This is a genomic window from Pseudomonas sp. SZ57 (assembly GCF_009495975.1).
Taxonomy (GTDB): Bacteria; Pseudomonadota; Gammaproteobacteria; order Pseudomonadales; family Pseudomonadaceae; genus Aquipseudomonas; species Aquipseudomonas syringae.
The window spans coordinates 1-19,657 of record NZ_WIBD01000019.1; the positions used below are offsets into that span (position 1 = coordinate 1).

The following is a 19,657-nucleotide window of genomic DNA, read 5'->3' on the forward strand; positions in this document are numbered from 1 at the left end:
TCGCCACCGCGCCTTTGATCTGCGTGTCCCCGCCAGACGCCAGCAGCAACTGGTTGCCAGCTTCCACTTTGGTGTTGGTATGGGTCAGCTCGTCACCGTCGGCCTGGCCCTTATTGCCGGTGACACCCAAGTCCAGGGTAAAGCCGTTTTTGGTGCCGCCCAGCGAGAAGCCGATACCCACGCTGGCGCTGCTGCCTTTGCTGTCGGTGTTTTGTTGGCTGGTGTTGTTGGCGGCCAGCAGGTTGATGTCGCCGTCGGCCATCAGGCTGGCGTCACGCCCGGCCTTGATCTGGCTGCCTTGTACCGTGATGTCGCTGTCTGCACCTGCGCCGGTCGCGCGCAGACGCACATCTTGACCGGCGGTGATGGTCGATCCGGCGGCGCTGTCGCTGGTCTGGGTGGTTTTGCTTTCATTCTTTTTGGTGCCCAGTGACAGGCTGATGTTGAGGCCGCCCGCCATGTCGGGGTTCATTGCCACCGCCGTGGCGGCGTTGTTACCGCCCAGCAGTACCGTTGCTGCCGCCAGCGCTTTCATGCGCCCGTCGTCGGTGTTCTCCGACGCATGCTTCATCTGTTGAGTGGTCTGGATGGCGCTGATGACCGGGTTGGTCACGGTCAGGGTAAAACCGGTCTGCTTGAACAGCGTTTCGCGTTCGCGCTTGCTGCTGTTACGTGCCTCGACGACATTGATGGTTTGCCCGGTGATGTCGACGCTGCCTTCAGGCGCGCTAACCTGGCTGCCCACCTGGCGGTAGCCTTTGCCCGCTTCGATCAGCACATCGCCCTTGGTCGAGCCCACCGTACTCGCCGCTGCCGTCTGGCTGGTGGTGAGGTCCTTGACGCTTTGCTGCTGAGTGCCGAGCGTCAGTGCAATGCCGCCACCGCTGAACAGGCCGCTTTTCTTCACCGACTTGTCATGACGTTCGCTGCTGCTCTCGGTCGCGGCTTCGATGTTGATGTTGTTGTCAGCCGCCAGAATGGTCTGGTTGGTAGACACCACGTTGCTGCCGCTGACGTTAATGTCGCGACCGGCCTGGACATAGGTTTGCTCGCCACTCAGCGTCGAGCCCTGCGCCTGAGTCTGGTTGACAGTGTCACGTGTGGTGGTGGTCTTGCTGGAGAACAGACCGTTGCTGCCCTTGAACTTGTGCGCCTCATCTGCAAACTGGGTGTTTTGCGCAGCAGTGAGATTCACGTCGCGCCCGGCGTCGGCAATGATCGCACCTTGCTGGCTGGTGACACTCGCGCCTCGGGCGTTGATGTCCTGCGCTGCGCTCAGGCGAACGTCGCCCTGCCCTTGAATGGTCGAGCCGACTTCGGTCTGACTGGCATCCTTGCGCCAGTTGCTGCCGTTCCAGTTAACCGATTGCTGATGGGCTTCGCCGACAGTCGTCAGGTTGATGTTATTGCCAGCCTGCAACGATGTGCTGCCGCCAGTACCTGCGTTGACCACCTGAGCGCCGGTCAGGTTGAGGTCTTTGCCCGCGTTGACGTCCATGGTGCCGCCAGCGCCGCTAACGAACAACCCGGCCACTCGCGACAGGTTGGTACGAGTGCCTTGAGCGCTACTGCTATCACGACTGCTGGAGATGACATTGACGTTCTGACCGGCATTGATCGCCAGGCTGTCTGTAGCGCCGATCAGCCCACCAAGATTGTCGAGGTTTTCCCGAGCGGTCAGCGAGACCTTGTCAGCCTGGATGCGACCACCGAGGTTTTCGATGTTCTGCGCGGTAATCGCCATCACACTGCGCCCGGCCAGGCTACCGCTGTTGACCAGGTCGCCTGCGATGTTCAGGTTCAGGCGTTGTCCGGCAATCAGCGAGCCAGAGCCGTTGAGGTCGCTTTCCTGCACGCGCACGTAGACCTGAGGCACCAGCACGTCGCGTGTTTCGCCATTGGCGAGGGTGACTTTCTTCTGCACCAGCCAGACGATATCGCTGGTCAGCTGCGCCATCTGCTCGGGGGACAGCTCGACGCCAGGCACCAGTTGCCATTGATTGGCGAGGGTCACAGCGTTGTCGATCAGCGCCCGGTACTGGGCTTCGTCATTCGCATAGCCATCAAGGAAGCGTCGACCGGTGAGTTGCGCGACCTGTTCGCGAATCAGCTTCTGCTCGTAGAAACCGTCACCGAGGCGTTGCTGGGTCAGGGCCGGGTCGACTTGCAGGCGCTCAAGCATGTAATCCGACGACAACCAGGTACGGTAACTGGCAAAGCGCGGATCGGTTTCGATCAGGTAGCTGCTGCTGGGCTGCGGGTTGGTGGTAAACAGACTGTTATTGGGCAACTCAAGAGACGGGCCACCGGTGCGGATCTGTTCGGCGACGCCTTGGGCGTTTTGCGTAGTTTGCGCAGCGACCTGCACGATAGGGGCGACCTGAAAGGTTCTGGCCGCTGGCGCATTCACCGCGCCGGTGGACGCAATCTGCTGGGCGACTGCCTGGGTCCCGCGCGCGCTGATCTGCGTGCCGGTGCCAGCGACGGCAGAGTTTTGTGCGAAGACAGTTGGTTGCAGGGATATCTCCTGGATCAACGGCGCAGGAGTGTAAGCCGCCGTATTCGAGCCTTGCCGGTCGCGACCCTTGCGCTGGATACGATAGAAGTTGGTCACCGTCCCGCTGTCGACCGTAGTGCGCTGGCCGGACAGTTCGGTGTTGGTCAGACTGGTAACGTCCGCCTGCAATAGCCCACCGGCAATGATGCGACTCTTGTCGTTGAGCACATCGCCAGCGCTGATCAGCATCGTTCCACCGGACAGTATCTGCGCGGGTGCCGAGGTGGCAATCTGGGTTTCATTGACTACGCGGGTGTAGTCGTAGCGATTCCAGTTGTCGCGCTGGCCCTCAGGGGTGACCAGATAATTGACCTCATCGTTACGCAGGGAAATCTCATTGGCCTGATAGCGATTGGTCGAGCCAGTGAGCTGAAATTCCTGCTCTGGCGTACGGCTGACTTCCACTTCACGAGTGCTGAAATGTTCGTTGGTGTTGCGCGCGCTTTGTACGTTCAGCGAGAGATTGCCGAGCGCTTCGATCGTTGCGCTGGCATTGGTCAGCAGTTGAGCACGACCCTGTGCAGTATCTGCGGCGCTCAAGCCGCCGCCGATGGCGAGGTCGCCAGCACTGAAAATCAGCGATTGCTCGCGGTTGTTAACGGTGCCTGCACCGATGTTCAACGACTCTCGTGCTGCGAGCGTGGCCGCAGTACCGTTTTCGTCGAGGTTGTTCAATGTGGTAGTGGCAATCGCCAGTTGGTCACCATACAGACGCGCAGTCCCAAGATTGTTGAGCGTCGTGGCCTGCACGCGCACCTGCTGGCCATCGATAAGGCCACGGTTGGTCAGCGTGTCAGCGACGTTCAGGCGAACCTGGCCTGCGCTGATTTCGGCATTGGCGCTGTTGTCGAGCGTCTGTGCGCTGACCAGCAGCGACTTGCCCGCCAGTAAACGCCCGGTGTTGTTGAGCGCCCCGGCGGTGCTCAGATCAACGTTATTGTTGGCCTGAATCTGCCCGCTTAAATCAAGGCCGCTCTGCAACCTGAACGTGATGTCACCCAGGCTCAAGGCTCGGCCAGTACCGCTGTAGTAAGCCGCGTTGAGCGACAACAGCTTGCCCGCAATCAAGGTGCCGTCGAGGTTGTTGACCGACAGCAGTTTGCCCGCCATCAGCGTACCGTCGAGGTTGTTTGCAGACTGGCGACGCTGTGCCGTACCGCGGTCGCTGATGGTCAGGTCGCCGGTCGAAGAGATCAGGCCATTCTGGTTATTCAGCGTCTGGCTCACGCCCAGCAACAGACCTTCATCGGTGCGTACGGCACCGCCCTGGTTGTTGAGGGTGTTGACCGCCAGGCTCGTGCTGCGGCCTTCAAGGCCTTGGTTGGTGCCCTGCGTGGCGCTGTTGTCGAGCACGTCGGTGCTCAGGCTCAACGCGCCCGCACTGCGGACCAGCCCACCCTGATTGTTGAGGGTCTGACCCAGCACCAGCTCGACGTCGCCGAGGCTTTGCAACTGGCCGCCACGGTTGTTCAGCTGTGAGCCTTCGATGTGTACGGTTTTCTCACCAATGATCTGGCCGCCGTCGGTGTTGGCCACGTCGCTGGCGTTGAGCAACAGGTTGCCCTTGGCGCTCAAAAAGCCTGCGCTGTTGTTGAGGCTGGCGCTACGGATTTCCACGGCATCCTGGCCGCTGATGCCTTTGGTAGTACCGGATTGCAGGTTGTTCAGCGCCTGGCTGCCGGTGTCGATGAACAGCTTGCCTTTGGCTTGAATCAAGCCGGCAGCGTTACGCAATTCGCCACTGCGCAGGTCCAGGGTGGCACGGGCGTCGAGTGTGCCGTCGCTGTTGTCGGCCAGATTACCGTTGCTGTTGAGGTCCAGTGCCTGACCGCTGATCACACCACTGCGGTTATCCAGACCCTTAGCTGCAACAGTGATGTCACCCTGGGCTTCCAGGCGTCCGCCATTGTTGTTCAGAGCGCCATTGCTTACGTTGACCGAAAGGCCGGACTGCACCGAACCCAGCACACCATTGGTGTTGTTGAACTGCCCGGCGATGATCGCCATGCGTTGGGTCGACGCCAGCGTGCCACCAATGTTGTTCAGTTGGCTGAACTGCGCTTGCAGCTCGCCACCGGCGCTGACCGTGCCTTTGGAATTTTCCAGACGTGCGCCGTTCAGTTGCGCGGTGCCGCTGGCCGCCAGCGTACCGCCGCTGTTGTCGATCAGATCGCCCGCAGTAACGGTCAGCAGGCCGCCGTCAGTGGCGATGACTTTGCCACTCTGGTTATTCAGCGTACCGACGTTGAGCGCCACAGCGCCCGGGCTGCTGACCTGTCCGTTCTGATTGTCGAACTGCTGGCTGGCGTTGATCTGCAAAGGCTGAGCACCGGTTTGCAGAATGCGACCACGCTGGTTGGACAGGTTGGTGGTGTCGAGCGTGATCTGCTGGCCCTGGGTCAGGCCATCATCAACCACCGCGTCAGCAGCCTTGATCGACAGACTGGCGTTGCTCGCGATCTTGCCTGCGTTGCCATCCAGCCGGTTGGCCTGGATATTCAGCGAGCCCTTGCCTGCGTGCTCGATAGTGCCACTGCGGTTATCGACATGGCTGGCGCTGAGCCGGGCATTGTCAGCGTTGGAGGCGATACGACCGCTACGGTTATCGAGGGTCCCTGCAGCCTTGATCGAGGTATCGGCAACGCCGGTCTGCACCAGTTCGCCACCGACGTTGGACAAGTCGCCTGCGTTCAGTTGCAGGTTGTCAGCGTTGACGGTGGCGCTGTCGGTGCGCAAGGTTTTCGTCGCGCTGGCCATGAGTGTCTGGCTGGCATCGACCTTGCTGCCGCTGAGATTGGCGTCGCCGTTGTTGGCGGTCAGGGTGACATTGCGACCTTGAGTCTGGCTGCCGCTGAGGTCCAGATCATCGGCCTGAAGATTGATGTCACCCGCCGCCAGATTCTGGCCTTGGGCCGTGACAGTAGCTGCCTGTACCGTGAGGTTGCCACTGCTACCCAATTTGCCGTCCGTAGCTGCGCCCGCCGCCAGTGCCGAGCCCTTGGTACTGCGAATTGCCTTGCCGGTGACAGTAGTGTTGTTCTGGCTGGCTATCGTCCCGCTGTTATCGATATCGCCGGAGGTGATGAGTCCAAGGTCGCCCTTGGCGTAAAGCGAGCCGCTGTTATCAACGCTGGTCGCATTGATAAGGGCCGTCGTTGCACTGCTGATAGCCCCCTGGTTTTGCAGCTTGCCATCGGCGCTGATCACGACTTCGCCGGCCATCGCACCGATCTGCCCGGCATTGCGCATGCCGACGCCTGATTCAGTACCCACCAGCATGATCTTCCCGGCATACATGCCACCCAGCTGCGCCACATCAATGGCAACGGTCGGCTTGTCGCCATCAGCTCCGGCCTGAGGTGTGGCCTGCGTGTTGTCGGCGTTGACCTGATTGCGTCCGGCAGTCACTTTCAGGTCATTGGCCCAGATGCCTGCATTAACCTGCACGGTGCGGGCGATCAGGTCTGTGTAGTCGGCGTCACGGGTATCAAGGCCTTTGCCCTGAATGTTGATAGCGCCGCGATTCACCGTGTAGCCGGTGATGCGGCCGTTCTCCAATTGCGCCTGACCGGTGCTCAGGGTTGCACGGTTGGCGTTGATGAAGCCACAACCGTCGCAGGTAATACCGGCCGGGTTGGCGATCACCACCTGGGCGCGCTGCCCGGCGACTTCGACATAACCGCGCAGCTGGCTGGGATTGCTGGCGTTGACTTCGTTGAGGATGACCCGCGCGTTGCCATTGGCCAGCGCCGCGTTGCCTTCGATCCAGCCACCCAGCTGAGTCTGAGAGTTCACCCCGCTGTTGTTGAGAATAACTCCACGGTTGTCGACATCGAACTGGTTGTACGTATTGCGCGAAACACCGGCGGCGCTCGGCGTCTGAATATTGACCTGTGGCGTGCCATTGGCGCTTTCAATCACGGTCGGACGCTGGCCGGCTGCGGCAGAGGGATCAGCGACTATGGTGCCAGCGGCCCAGACCGGTCCTGCGCTCAAGGACACCAATCCGATCGCAGTCATCAACGCGAAACGCAGCGCGCCCAGCGTCGCTACGCAGCCGGGCGCTACCGCCACTTGGCTGGCGCGAGTACCGGGTGCCTTGACCTGGCTGGCGACGTTCTCCGCCACGACCATCAACAAACCACGTGCCTTGTTGAAAACGATTCGGTAAAGGTGCTTGTTCATAGCAATTCCATCTGCGGAGCCAGCCCCGCGAAACTAACGTTTATAAAGGCGAAGTCTTGAATGCCATAGCGGTGGCGACCGGGTGCGCAGCGAACCAGGCTTTCGCCTGTTCAGGGATCACACCAATGCCCTGAAATGTCTTGATCCGTAGCCCGCGCTCTTCACCACGGTGATAGAGCGCGCGCCCGCATTTGTTGGCGAACAGCCGGCGGTGCAGTACACGTGACAACGCGGCGGTATGCCCAAAAGGCGCTACCCAGTCGTTAAGCCAGATTCGCTCGCCGCAGTTCCAGTCGGCTTCGCTCAGGGCCAAAGGTGATTGCTGGAGATAGCGCTGCTCCGCAGCCTCGTCGAGGTTAAGCCAGGACAGGTAGCACACCGGCTTACCGTCCTCGCTGCCAAGTACGAACTGACGATGCTTGAGCGCTGGCAGCAGCAGCGTGGGCAAAGTGTGCAGCGGTGCATCGCGATGAGCGTTGGAGTGCATCCACAGCCAGGTCACCGAACCGAGTACCGCGGCTTCGTTCCAGGGCTCGTCGATCAGGCCAGGGGCCGTTATGTCTAGCGATTCAAAGCGCATGGCATGACCTCAGAATGACCAGATAACGGTAAAAGCCGTGGTGACGTTGGCCGTCTCGAAACCATCGGGTTTCTTCAGAGGCGTGCCCACCGACCAGTCATAAGACAGGCCTTTGTAGCCACCACGGACACCGATCACAGCGCCGGCCAGGCGTTTACCGATCAGAAATTCGCTGGCCTGACCGCTGACTTCGCCGTAGTCGATCCCGGTGTAAAGCTCCTGGCCGGTTTGCCCCAGCGCCAGACCGAGTTCGTTGCGCAATGTCCAGCCGCGATCCGCAGACAGAATATTTTCCCCGTCAAAGCCGCGCACGCTGTAGCGTCCGCCGATCGAAAAGCGGTCCTGCGGCACTAGCGGCGTCCGGTTCCACTGCGACCGCCAGCTGCCGATGTAGCGCAGGCGCTGGTCACTGAGGGTGAATGGCACTTGCAACTGGGCGTCGGCGGTGATGATCTGCGAACGTGATGTGCCTGCACCCAGCGCGTCTTCAGGCGCCTCAAGCGAGTCATGGGCTCCGGTGCCACGACGATAGGCGACCCCCAGGTCAAGAATCGACGCGCCAATGAACTCGCGATGATCCAGACCGAACTGCCAGCCGGCCATGCGTCGGTCCTGGTTGCCGATCTCGGTATCATCAATGAAGTTTTCCGAAGAACGCGTCCACAGCCCGCCCCACGCCGTGGTCTTGCGCACCGCATCGCGATACAACAGGCGCGACAGGCGCAGGTCGTTATTACGACTTTCGCCGCGATACTGGTAGGTCTGCGTGGTGCCGGCTACCGACTGCTCGTAGTTGTACTCGCTGGTGGTGAACGCCAATTGCCAGTAACCGAATGGCAGTGAATAGTGAAACGTATTGCCGTCGGAGCCACGTCGGCCGGATTCACCACCGCCCAGATCGTGGTTGAGGCTCGCGTAGAACAGATCGTTAAGCGAAAGCAGGTTGTCCAGCGAAAGCGAGACGTTGCCTTGGTATTTGCCTGTGGTCTTGCTGCCTGAGTTATCCAGCGACAGGCTGACGCGGGCCGGGAACTGCTGGCTCCATTTGATCACCACGTCGCTTTCGCCAGGCTTGGCATCTGCTGCGCGGGCTGGCGTGATCTGAATATCGGCCTCGGCTGTAGGCACGCGCTTGAAGTTTTCCAGCGCCTGTTCGATGTCACGCAGGTTGAGCAGATCGCCAGGGTTGGCGGGCATCGCATTCCACAGGTTGGCGCGACGACTGGTGCCTTCCGCAAAACGAATTTCGCGAATGCGCCCGGGCACTATTGTCAGTACCAGAACACCACTGTTCAAATCCTGGGCTTCGGCGAGGACGCGCGTCGTGACGTAGCCTGCCTCGATGATCGCATTCTGCATGCGCTTCATCGTCATGTTGATACCCGCGCCCCCCAGGCAACGACCGACAGCAGGATCATCCTTGGGGTTGGCAGCCTTGAGTGCCCATTGAAACTGTTCCGACGCCTCGCCAATCAGGCGAATGTCCTCAATCGCAAAGCAGGGCGTCTCCTTGGCAGGGAGACGTGAGCCACCTTCGTCGAGCGTTGGCGACTGCAAGCGCACATCGGGGCGTGTTTCCAACTGATCACGCAACGCGCGCTCGCGATCCTGCTGGCGCAGCAGCTCTTCTTCGGGGCCTGCAGCGTGAGCGACTGTGCTCGCCAGCAAGCTCCAGACGGCCAGTGCCAGCGCGATATGCCTGGTATTCACGGATGACAAACGTATCACCTCCACAAAACGTCGAGCGGGGCTTGGCTTGAGCGACAGGCAACGAGCATCCGGGTGCATTTCACATCCTTGTGGACAGAATCAGAGGCGCAATAAGTGCCCCGCCTGGAACGGCAGTAGCACTGACAGAATTAGAAATACGTAATGATTTTGACGTGCAGAAAAAGAACTTTCCTACATGGCGTCGGAGATTTCAGATAGCGGAAGGTGGCAAAAGTTTCGCAGTGAGTAAGCAATTTGTTACAAAGTTCAAAGAATGTGACAACTTTCACACGTCCAGGCTGGCTGGAGCGCGCGTTCAAGGCAGATAGAGAGTGCGGCCCACGCCATGTTCCGTACCGCAGCGACCGGGGCTGAAGCTGTAGCAGCCCCTTGCCGAATCAACCGCCGATAGGCGTGACGACCTTGCGCTGTTGCTGGATTTCAGCCACGGTTTCGATCTGTTCCTGCGCCAGGTGGACGCCGGTCAGATCGCCGATCAGGCGCCAGTGCTCGTCGAGGCCTGAGCTGATGGTGGCCATGCGATCGATCATGCGCCGCCCCGCCGTACGCGTGACTTCGTCCTCGCTGCGCAGCAGCTCGAAAGACATCGAGGTCATCGAAGCTGTCAGATGGGTAAGCGTGCGGGCGGTGAGCCCGAGCAACTCCGTTAATTGATGCTCTTTTGAGTCCATTCCCCCACCCCTTGATCAGTAATGTATCGGCAACGATTTATAACCCACGTCCGGGATTAAAGAAACGGTCCTTGTTTCAAGCCCGTGAAGCGCATCCCATCAGGCAACGCCCGCGCAAACGTGGACTGTTACAGGATTGGTACTAATTGCCAAGCGCTATTTGGGCAGTGTACAAATGCTGCCTTCGGAAAACGTGCAGATGGCTATCAACCTTCTCAGCGTAGCCAGTTTTTGCCCCGTCAACACAGAATAACGGCGTCCCCTCTATCCGGGACGCAGTCGTACACATGTTTCAGAAAAACGCATGCTATTGGTAAGACGCGACATTTTTTTATACTATCGCGCCTTTCTTATTCGTCGCCCCGTGCGGCTTCCGCCGCAGGTCTCGCCCGTTTTATCGATAAAAACCGGCTTTGATAACCTGCGGTCTGTTGCAGAAAAGGTAGTTAATCATGAACGCCAGGCACTTTCTCTCGATGATGGATTACACCCCGGATGAACTCTTGGGCTTGATCCGTCGTGGCGTAGAGCTTAAAGACCTGCGAAATCGCGGTGTACTTTTTGAACCGCTGAAGAACCGGGTATTGGGGATGATTTTCGAGAAATCCTCGACACGTACCCGTCTTTCTTTTGAAGCAGGGATGATTCAGCTCGGTGGCCAGGCCATCTTTTTGTCGCATCGAGACACCCAGTTGGGACGTGGAGAGCCGATTGCCGACAGTGCAAAAGTGATGTCGCGCATGCTGGATGCGGTCATGATCCGTACTTATGCGCACAGCAATCTGACCGAATTCGCCGCCAATTCACGCGTGCCGGTCATCAACGGCCTGTCCGATGATCTGCACCCGTGCCAGTTGCTCGCCGACATGCAGACCTTCCTGGAGCATCGCGGCTCGATCAAGGGCAAGACCGTCGCCTGGATCGGCGATGGCAACAACATGTGCAACAGCTATATAGAAGCGGCGATTCAATTCGACTTCCAGTTGCGTGTGGCCTGCCCTGCCGGCTACGAGCCAAACGCCGAGTTTCTGGCATTGGCTGGCGATCGTGTCACTGTGGTCCGCGATCCGAAAGCCGCAGTTGCCGGCGCCCATCTGGTCAGCACCGATGTGTGGACTTCCATGGGACAGGAAGAGGAAACCGCCCGGCGCAAGAAGTTGTTCGCGCCCTTTCAGGTCACGCGCGCCCTGCTCGACCTGGCTGACAAGGATGTTCTGTTCATGCACTGCCTGCCTGCTCATCGCGGCGAAGAAATCAGTGTCGACCTGCTGGATGATTCACGCTCGGTCGCCTGGGATCAGGCAGAAAATCGCCTGCACGCGCAGAAAGCGTTGCTGGAGTTTCTCGTCGCGCCGGCCTGCAAGCCCGCATGAACCCGTTGCTGCTGAATCTGCGCAACCTCGCTTGCGGCTATCAGAACCAGCGCGTGGTGCAGGATTTGAACCTGCACCTCAACGCGGGTGATATCGGCTGCCTGCTGGGCTCGTCGGGCTGCGGCAAGACCACCACACTGCGCGCCATTGCCGGTTTCGAACCGATCCATGCAGGCGAGATCACCCTGGCGGGAGAAGTGATCTCCCGTCCGGGCTGGAGCCTGCCGCCGGAGAAACGCCGCATCGGTATGGTGTTTCAGGATTACGCGCTATTCCCGCACCTGAGTGTCGCTGAAAACATCGCATTCGGCATTCGCAACCACCCGCGCCTGGATCAGGTGATCGCCGAGTTGCTTGAACTGGTCAACCTCGGCGCGCTGGGCAAGCGCTATCCTCACGAGCTGTCCGGTGGGCAGCAACAGCGAGTGGCGCTGGCCAGAGCCTTGGCACCCGAGCCACAACTGCTGTTGCTCGACGAGCCGTTCTCCAACCTGGACGGCGAGTTGCGTCGGCGCCTGAGCCATGAGGTGCGCGATATTCTCAAGGCGCGTGGCACCAGCGCGATTCTGGTGACTCATGATCAGGAAGAGGCTTTTGCCGTCAGCGATCACGTAGGCGTATTCAAGGAGGGACGCCTGGAACAGTGGGACACGCCTTACAATCTCTACCACGAGCCGCGCACGCCATTCGTTGCCAGCTTCATCGGCCAGGGCTATTTCATTCGCGGGCAGATGATGGACCCGCAATCGGTGCATACCGAACTCGGCGTACTGCGCGGCAACCGGGCATACCCGGGCGTCAGTGGCGCCGCCGTGGATGTCTTGCTACGTCCTGACGATATCGTCTACGCGCCGCACAGCGACCTGAAAGCACGGGTCATCGGCCGAACCTTTCAAGGCGCCTCGACGCTGTATCGCCTGCAACTGTCGACCGGCAGTCAGCTGGAAGCCATTTTCCCCAGCCATGCCGACCATGGCCAGGGTGAGGAAGTCGGTATTCGTGTGGCAGCAGACCATCTGGTGCTGTTCCCGGCGCCCGGCAGCGTGGCCTTGCATACGCTCAATAACTGAGGCGCAGGTTATTCCCTGCCGATCAGGGCGAACCTGGCCTGGGTATGTTCAGCCAGCACCGCTGGCGACAGCTCGACCTCAAGTCCCCTCCTCCCGGCACTGACATAAATGCTGTCAAAGCGCTGGGCAGTTTCGTCGATAAAGGTGCGCAGACGCTTTTTCTGGCCCAAGGGACTGATGCCACCCAACAGGTAACCCGTCGAACGTTGCGCCGCCGCAGGGTCAGCCATTTCGGTTTTTTTCGCCCCGGCAGCCTGCGCCAGCGCCTTTAGATCAAGTGTTCCGACGACCGGCACGACGGCGACCAGTAACTCGCCTTTTTCGGTACTGGCGAGCAGCGTCTTGAAAACCTGTGCAGGCTCCAGACCCAGCTTTTCCGCTGCCTCCAGTCCATATGACGGCGCTTTCGGATCATGTTCATAACTGTGAATGCGATGTTCGGCGCGATTTTTTTTCAGCAAATCCAGTGCGGGTGTCATGCAGCGCTCCAAAAGGTTCCGAATGCCCATCACTTTAAGCGAAGTAAAGTGAACATGCCTTGATTCACGCCACCTGCGACACTGATGGCCTTTTGGCAACAGCCTGAATTCCCCGGTATAAAGCGGTCTTGCCGGGTCCTTGCGGGGTCCTGGCGATTTACTGACCGTTCGGTTCCGACCTTTGACAGCGTTGTTTCTTGTCTATATTTTTTCGTTTACGAATATTATCGAAAGCGATTTTTCGGTATAACTCGCAACGGCGATCAGAAATGGGGTTTTTTCTGAGACGCACGAATAACGAGCACCCACACCTGTCTCAGGGTGCCGAGACAAAAACAAAAAATGAGGTATCCATGTCCATCGCACTGAAACAACCGACGCTCACCGGGCAATGTGTGGCTGAATTTCTTGGCACCGCCCTGATGATTTTTTTCGGCACAGGATGCGTTGCAGCGCTCAAGGTCGCGGGAGCCACCTTCGGCCTTTGGGAAATCAGCATCATCTGGGGCATTGCCGTCAGCATGGGGATCTACCTCAGCGCCGGCATTTCGGGTGCCCACCTCAACCCGGCCGTCAGCATCGCGCTGAGTCTGTTCGCCGGTTTTGAAAAACGTAAATTGCCCTTTTATATCTCGGCGCAAATCGCGGGCGCGTTCTGCGGAGCGGGTCTGGTGTACCTGCTGTACATCAGCCTTTTTTTCGACTTCGAACATGCTCACCACATCGTTCGCGGCAGCGAGCAGAGTCTTGAACTGGCCTCGGTGTTCTCGACGTATCCCAACCCGGCCATTTCGGTCGGTCAGGCCTTTCTGGTCGAAGTGGTCATCACCACCATTCTGATGGGTGTGATCATGGCCTTGGGCGATGACAGCAATGGTTTGCCGCGCGGCCCGCTGGCACCCTTGCTGATCGGCCTGCTGGTAGCCGTGATCGGCAGTTCGATGGGCCCGCTGACCGGTTTCGCCATGAACCCGGCGCGCGACTTCGGTCCGAAGCTGATGACGTTCTTCGCTGGCTGGGGTGAAATGGCCTTCACCGGCGGTCGCGACATTCCTTATTTCCTGGTTCCGATTTTTGCGCCCATTCTGGGTGCCTGCCTTGGTGCTGCTGGCTACCGCGCATTGATTGCGCGTCATCTGCCAAGCGCCGCTCCTGTTGAAAATGAAAAAGAGGCTCCTGTGGTTCGCGGCAAAGTTCAGGTTTCATCTTGAATGTCACTCAATTTGAAACTCACACAACTGAATCCCACCCAATAATGCAAGGCAATCGACATGACTGACACACAGAACAAGAACTACATCATTGCTCTTGACCAGGGCACCACCAGCTCGCGCGCCATCATCTTCGACCGCGACGCCAACGTGGTGAGCACTGCCCAAAGCGAATTCGTCCAGCATTACCCGCAGGCAGGCTGGGTCGAACACGACCCGATGGAAATCTTCGCCACCCAGACGGCGTGCATGACCAAGGCACTGGCACAAGCCGATCTGCACCACAACCAGATCGCCGCTATCGGCATCACCAACCAGCGTGAAACGACCGTCATCTGGGAACGCGACACCGGCCGCCCGATCTACAACGCCATCGTCTGGCAGTGCCGCCGCAGCACCGAGATCTGCCAGCAGCTCAAGCGCGATGGTCTTGAGGAGTACATCAAGGACACCACAGGTCTGGTGATTGACCCGTACTTCTCCGGCTCCAAGGTCAAGTGGATCCTGGACAACGTTGAAGGCAGCCGCGAGCGAGCACGCAAAGGCGAGCTGATGTTCGGCACCATCGATACCTGGCTGATCTGGAAATTCACCGGCGGCAAGGTGCACGTCACCGACTACACCAACGCCTCGCGGACCATGCTGTTCAACATCCATACGCTGGAATGGGATCAGCGCATGCTCGACGTGCTGGACATCCCGCGCGAGATGCTCCCAGAGGTCAAAGCCTCCTCCGAAGTTTACGGCCACAGCAAGAGCGGCATCCCGATCGCCGGTATCGCAGGCGACCAGCAGGCAGCGTTGTTCGGCCAGATGTGCGTCGAACCCGGCCAGGCCAAGAACACCTATGGCACTGGCTGCTTCCTGCTGATGAACACCGGCAAGAAAGCCGTGAAATCGGCGCACGGCATGCTCACCACCATCGGTTGCGGCCCGCGCGGTGAAGTGGCCTATGCGCTGGAAGGCGCGGTCTTCAACGGTGGCTCGACCGTGCAGTGGCTGCGCGACGAACTCAAGCTCATCAACGACGCGCTGGACACCGAATACTTCGCCGGCAAGGTCAAGGACAGCAACGGCGTGTACCTGGTGCCGGCGTTCACGGGTCTGGGCGCACCTTACTGGGACCCCTACGCACGAGGCGCATTGTTCGGTCTGACCCGTGGCGTGAAAGTCGATCACATCATTCGTGCAGCGCTGGAATCCATCGCCTATCAAACCCGCGACGTGCTCGACGCTATGCAACAGGACTCCGGCGAACGCCTCAAGTCGCTGCGTGTGGACGGTGGTGCAGTGGCCAACAACTTCCTAATGCAGTTCCAGGCAGACATTCTCGGCACCCACGTCGAACGCCCGCAAATGCGTGAAACTACGGCACTGGGTGCAGCCTTCCTGGCCGGTCTGGCGATTGGTTTCTGGAGCAGCCTGGACGAGTTGCGTAACAAGGCCGTGATAGAGCGTGTGTTCGAGCCGTCCTGTGAAGAAGCGCATCGCGAAAAACTTTACGCAGGCTGGCAGAAAGCAGTCGCGCGTACTCGTGACTGGGAACCGCACGAAAACGAAGAGTGACAGTGCTGTTGTAAGGAGGGGAGCAGGATTCCGGCTGACAGGTTGCACTTTCCTGCGGCATGATGGGCGCCATTTGTAGAGGGCGCCCAAGGAAAAACAATGAACCTGCCTCCCCGCCAACAACAGATCCTCGAACTGGTCCGTGACCGTGGTTATGTCAGCATCGAGGAGATGGCGACGCTGTTCGTCGTGACCCCACAAACCATTCGCCGTGATATCAATCAATTGGCGGAAATGAACCTGTTGCGCCGCTACCACGGCGGCGCAGCCTACGACTCCAGCATCGAAAATACCGCCTACGCCATGCGTGCGGACCAGATGCGCGACGAAAAACAACGGATCGCCGAGGCCATCGCCGCGCAGATCCCGGACAACGCCTCGTTGTTCATCAATATCGGTACCACCACCGAATCCATCGCACGTGCGTTGCTCAACCACAACAACCTGAAGATTATTACCAATAACCTGCATGTGGCGTCGATCCTGAGCACCAAGGATGATTTCGAGGTGTTGATAGCAGGCGGTAATGTGCGGCGTGATGGCGGCGTTGTGGGCCAGGGCAGCATCGACTTCATCACCCAGTTCAAAGTGGACTTTGCCTTGGTGGGCATCAGTGGCATCGACGAAGACGGCAGCCTGCTGGATTTCGATTACCAGGAAGTGCGGGTGTCCCAGGCGATCATCGCCAACGCTCGCAAAGTGCTGCTGGCGGCTGACTCCAGCAAGTTCGGACGCAACGCCATGGTCCGTCTGGGGCCGATCACCCTCATTGATTGCCTGGTCACCGACCAGCCCCCCGTCCCTGCCCTGCAGCAGTTGCTGAATCAGCACAAGATTCGTCTGGAAGTGGTGTGATTGTCAGGCGCGGGTTGTGTTCGCGCGGCGGCCCGCAGTGCTCATGAAGACGGTGCATCGAGCGCCCTATTTTCTGGAGTCTGTACCGGCCTCTTCGCGAGCAAGCTCGCTCCCACAAGACTCGTGGATGTATGGCGCGGCATGCATCTCCACGCTGGAGCGTGAGAAACGATAGGTGTACGCAAGAACACCATCGTACCCATGCTCCGCGTGGGTATGCCGTTCCGGACGCTCTGCGTCCTCTGCTGCCTCAGCGATGCAGCGCAGACCTGTGAGCCAGAGCAATTTCGTACAGGCTGTGCATCCCTCCTCCCGGCAATAAATCCCGCCCTACAATGTTCATATTTGTTCTTTTCCTGACTCAGTCATCAGTATTTTCAATCGATACGCGCTAGCAAGGGTCATTTTATTGAGCTATTATTTTCGAAAGTGAACATTAATGTTCAGATTCGCCTTTCGAGCACTGCTCACGAATTGTCCAGGAGGCCACCAATGCCCCACACCAACGTGCCAACCCCGCCCCTCTCAGAGGTCTACGACATTGCCGTTATTGGCGGTGGCATCAACGGTGTCGGTATCGCAGCGGATGCCTCCGGTCGCGGCCTTTCGGTTTTTCTGTGCGAAAAGGACGACCTGGCCAGCCACACGTCCTCGGCCAGCAGCAAGCTGATCCATGGTGGCCTGCGCTATCTGGAGCACTACGAGTTCCGCCTGGTGCGTGAAGCCCTGGCAGAACGCGAAGTGCTGCTTGCCAAAGCGCCGCACATCGTCAAGCCAATGCGCTTTGTGCTGCCTCATCGTCCGCACCTGCGTCCGGCCTGGATGATTCGTGCCGGGATGTTCCTTTATGACAACCTCGGCAAGCGCGAAAAACTGCCAGCATCCCGAACCATCCATTTCGGTGCAGACAGCCCGCTCAACTCAAGCATCACCCGCGGTTTCGAATATTCCGACTGCTGGGTCGACGACGCGCGTCTGGTCGTGCTCAACGCCATGTCCGCTCGTGAAAACGGTGCGCACATTCATACTCAGACCCGCTGTGTCAGCGCCCGTCGTATCAAGGGCATGTGGCATCTGCATCTGGAGCGCAGCGACGGCAGCCTGTTCTCGATCCATGCCAAGGCATTGGTCAATGCGGCAGGCCCATGGGTGGCCAAGTTCATCCGTGAAGACCTCAAGCTCGACTCGGCTTACGGCATCCGCCTGATTCAAGGCAGTCACCTGATCGTACCGAAACTGTACGAAGGTGAGCACGCGTTCATTCTGCAGAACGAAGACAAGCGCATCGTGTTCACGATTCCGTACCTGGAGCACTTCACCATCGTCGGCACCACCGACCGTGAGTATCAGGGCGATCCGAACAAGGTGGATATCACTGAAGGCGAGATGGATTACGTGCTGAAAGTGGCCAACGACCACTTCAAGAAACAGTTGAGTCGCGCAGACGTGCTCCACACGTTCTCGGGCGTGCGCCCGTTGTGCAATGACGAGTCCGATAATCCGTCTGCCATCACCCGTGACTACACGCTTTCGTTGTCAGGCGGTGCAGACGAAGCGCCGATTCTGTCGGTGTTCGGCGGCAAGCTGACCACCTATCGCAAACTGGCCGAGTCGGCGATGGCGCAGTTGGCACCGTTCTTCAAACAGATGAAGCCAAGCTGGACGGCCAAGGCTGCCCTGCCGGGTGGCGAAGACATGACCACCGCCGAAGCGCTGGCAACAGAAATGACCCGTCGCTGCAGCTGGCTGCCCGCGCCTATCGCCAAGCGCTGGTCGATTACCTACGGCAGCCGCAGCTGGCGCTTGCTGGAGGGCGCGCAAAGCCTGGAAGACCTTGGTCAGCATCTGGGGGCAGGCCTGTATACCCGCGAGGTCGACTACCTGTGCGACCAGGAATGGGCGACCAGCATCGAAGACATCCTGTGGCGCCGCACCAAGCTCGGCCTGTTCACGACGCCTGAGGAACAGGCCGCCGTGAGCAGCTACCTGGAAACAGTCGTGCGCAATAAAGCTTCTTTCGAAGCTGCCTGATAATACGCCTGCAACCTGTTCACCCATCGTGCGGTGAACAGGTTTCCCTCCTTGCTGCCCTCCTCCCGCGCACTCCATTCCATTCGGTTTTCCGAACAATCGACCCCGCCTTATTCGGCTTCCCGGACGCCTTGGTCCGCGACACTACAGCCAACCTCAAAAAATCCCTTTTAAATCAGCATGTTGAATTCTTAAAACTGCTTGGCACGACTCATGCTCTACATTCTGAACCGAGCGTTTCGACAAGAGCGTGTGTCTGGATGTGGACGCCGTTGAAGCATTCGCCAAGAAGCGGGCCGACTCTGATTACGGCCCCATCAATAAAAATGAAATCAAGGACTCAACCATGCGCATCGTTCCCCACCTGTTGGGCGCAGCCATCGCTGCCGCTCTGATCAGCACGCCGGTTTTCGCCGCCGAACTCACTGGCACTCTGAAGAAAATCAAGGAATCCGGCACCATCACGCTGGGCCATCGTGACGCCTCCATCCCGTTTTCCTACATCGCTGATGCCTCTGGCGTGCCGATGGGCTACTCCCACGATATCCAGCTGAAAATTGTCGAAGCTATCAAGAAAGACCTGGACATGCCTGACCTCAAGGTCAAGTACAACCTGGTGACTTCGCAGACCCGTATCCCGCTGGTTCAGAACGGCACCGTCGATGTGGAATGTGGCTCGACCACCAACAATGTCGAGCGTCAGCAGCAGGTCGATTTTTCCATCGGCATCTTTGAGGTCGGCACGCGCCTGCTGTCGAAAAAGGATTCCAGCTACAAGGATTTCGAAGACCTGAAAGGCAAAAACGTCGTCACCACGGCTGGCACCACTTCCGAGCGCATCCTCAAGGCGATGAACGCTGACGAGCAGATGGGCATGAACGTGATCTCCGCCAAAGACCACGGTGAATCCTTCCAGATGCTCGAGTCCGGCCGTGCAGTCGCCTTCATGATGGACGACGCGCTGCTGGCAGGCGAAATGGCCAAGGCCAAAAAGCCGGACGACTGGGCAGTGACCGGCAAAGCACAATCCTACGAGATCTACGGCTGCATGGTTCGCAAGGGCGATGCCCCGTTCAAGAAGGCAGTGGATGACGCAATTGCTGCCACCTTCAAATCCGGCGAAATCAACAAGATCTACACCAGGTGGTTCATGTCCCCTGTCCCGCCTAAAAATCTGAATCTGGAGTTCCCGATGAGCGCCGAACTCAAGAAGCTGATCGAGAACCCGACCGACAAAGCTGCTGACGACAAAGCTGACGACAAGAAAGCCTGAGTGCCCGGTTCAGCCAGCCTGAACTGATCGCATCCCGAGCAGGCAAAAACTGTTCGGGACCGGCCCATCACTCTC

Annotated in this window: 12 protein-coding genes; 7 read left to right on the top strand and 5 right to left on the bottom strand. The window is 59.0% G+C overall.

Annotation, left to right across the window (positions count from 1 at the left end):
• From GE543_RS17020 to GE543_RS17035, 4 genes are all read right to left on the bottom strand, one after another.
• A partial coding sequence (locus GE543_RS17020; RefSeq protein ID WP_153221948.1) for a hemagglutinin repeat-containing protein occupies positions 1 to 6,742 on the bottom strand: 6,742 nt, incomplete at its 3' end.
• Positions 6,743 to 6,782: 40 nt separating this feature from the next.
• Positions 6,783 to 7,322 carry a toxin-activating lysine-acyltransferase gene (locus GE543_RS17025; RefSeq protein ID WP_153221949.1) on the bottom strand — a complete coding sequence of 180 codons (540 nt, stop codon included), beginning with the start codon at positions 7,320 to 7,322 and terminating at the stop codon, positions 6,783 to 6,785.
• Positions 7,323 to 7,331: 9 nt separating this feature from the next.
• Positions 7,332 to 9,110 (bottom strand): ShlB/FhaC/HecB family hemolysin secretion/activation protein, encoded by a 1,779-nt coding sequence (locus tag GE543_RS17030; protein WP_256664773.1) that lies wholly within the window; start codon positions 9,108 to 9,110, stop codon positions 7,332 to 7,334.
• A 320-nt stretch (positions 9,111 to 9,430) separates the two neighbouring features.
• The gene (locus tag GE543_RS17035) at positions 9,431 to 9,724 is read right to left on the bottom strand and encodes a hypothetical protein (RefSeq protein ID WP_003405437.1); all 294 of its coding nucleotides are present in this window, start codon (positions 9,722 to 9,724) and stop codon (positions 9,431 to 9,433) included.
• 452 nt (positions 9,725 to 10,176) lie between these two features.
• Here GE543_RS17035 and argF point away from each other — a divergent pair, with 452 nt between their 5' ends.
• Positions 10,177 to 11,097: an ornithine carbamoyltransferase gene (gene argF / locus GE543_RS17040; RefSeq protein ID WP_153221950.1), complete on the top strand. Its 921-nt coding sequence runs from the start codon at positions 10,177 to 10,179 to the stop codon at positions 11,095 to 11,097.
• A complete protein-coding gene (locus tag GE543_RS17045) occupies positions 11,094 to 12,167 on the top strand; it encodes an ABC transporter ATP-binding protein (RefSeq protein WP_153221951.1) in 1,074 nt (357 codons plus the stop codon). Before argF ends, GE543_RS17045 begins: the two co-directional genes overlap by 4 nt.
• Before the next feature lie 8 nt (positions 12,168 to 12,175).
• Here the strand turns inward: GE543_RS17045 and ybaK are convergent, their stop codons facing one another.
• The gene (ybaK, locus tag GE543_RS17050) at positions 12,176 to 12,646 is read right to left on the bottom strand and encodes a Cys-tRNA(Pro) deacylase (protein WP_153221952.1); all 471 of its coding nucleotides are present in this window, start codon (positions 12,644 to 12,646) and stop codon (positions 12,176 to 12,178) included.
• Positions 12,647 to 12,999: 353 nt separating this feature from the next.
• Here ybaK and GE543_RS17055 point away from each other — a divergent pair, with 353 nt between their 5' ends.
• From GE543_RS17055 to GE543_RS17080, 5 genes are all read left to right on the top strand, one after another.
• On the top strand, positions 13,000 to 13,857 hold the full coding sequence (locus GE543_RS17055) for an MIP/aquaporin family protein (RefSeq protein ID WP_003418519.1): 858 nt from the start codon (positions 13,000 to 13,002) through the stop codon (positions 13,855 to 13,857).
• Positions 13,858 to 13,917: 60 nt separating this feature from the next.
• A complete protein-coding gene (gene glpK / locus GE543_RS17060) occupies positions 13,918 to 15,423 on the top strand; it encodes a glycerol kinase GlpK (protein WP_003405430.1) in 1,506 nt (501 codons plus the stop codon).
• Positions 15,424 to 15,522: 99 nt separating this feature from the next.
• Entirely contained in the window at positions 15,523 to 16,278 is a 756-nt protein-coding gene (locus GE543_RS17065; RefSeq protein WP_003363617.1) for a DeoR/GlpR family transcriptional regulator, read from the top strand.
• Between the two features lie 492 nt (positions 16,279 to 16,770).
• Positions 16,771 to 18,309, top strand: coding sequence for a glycerol-3-phosphate dehydrogenase (gene glpD, locus GE543_RS17075; protein ID WP_003412931.1), 1,539 nt, complete (start codon positions 16,771 to 16,773; stop codon positions 18,307 to 18,309).
• Between the two features lie 346 nt (positions 18,310 to 18,655).
• Positions 18,656 to 19,582 (top strand): glutamate/aspartate ABC transporter substrate-binding protein, encoded by a 927-nt coding sequence (locus GE543_RS17080; protein ID WP_153221953.1) that lies wholly within the window; start codon positions 18,656 to 18,658, stop codon positions 19,580 to 19,582.
• The last annotated feature ends 75 nt before the right edge of the window (positions 19,583 to 19,657 follow it).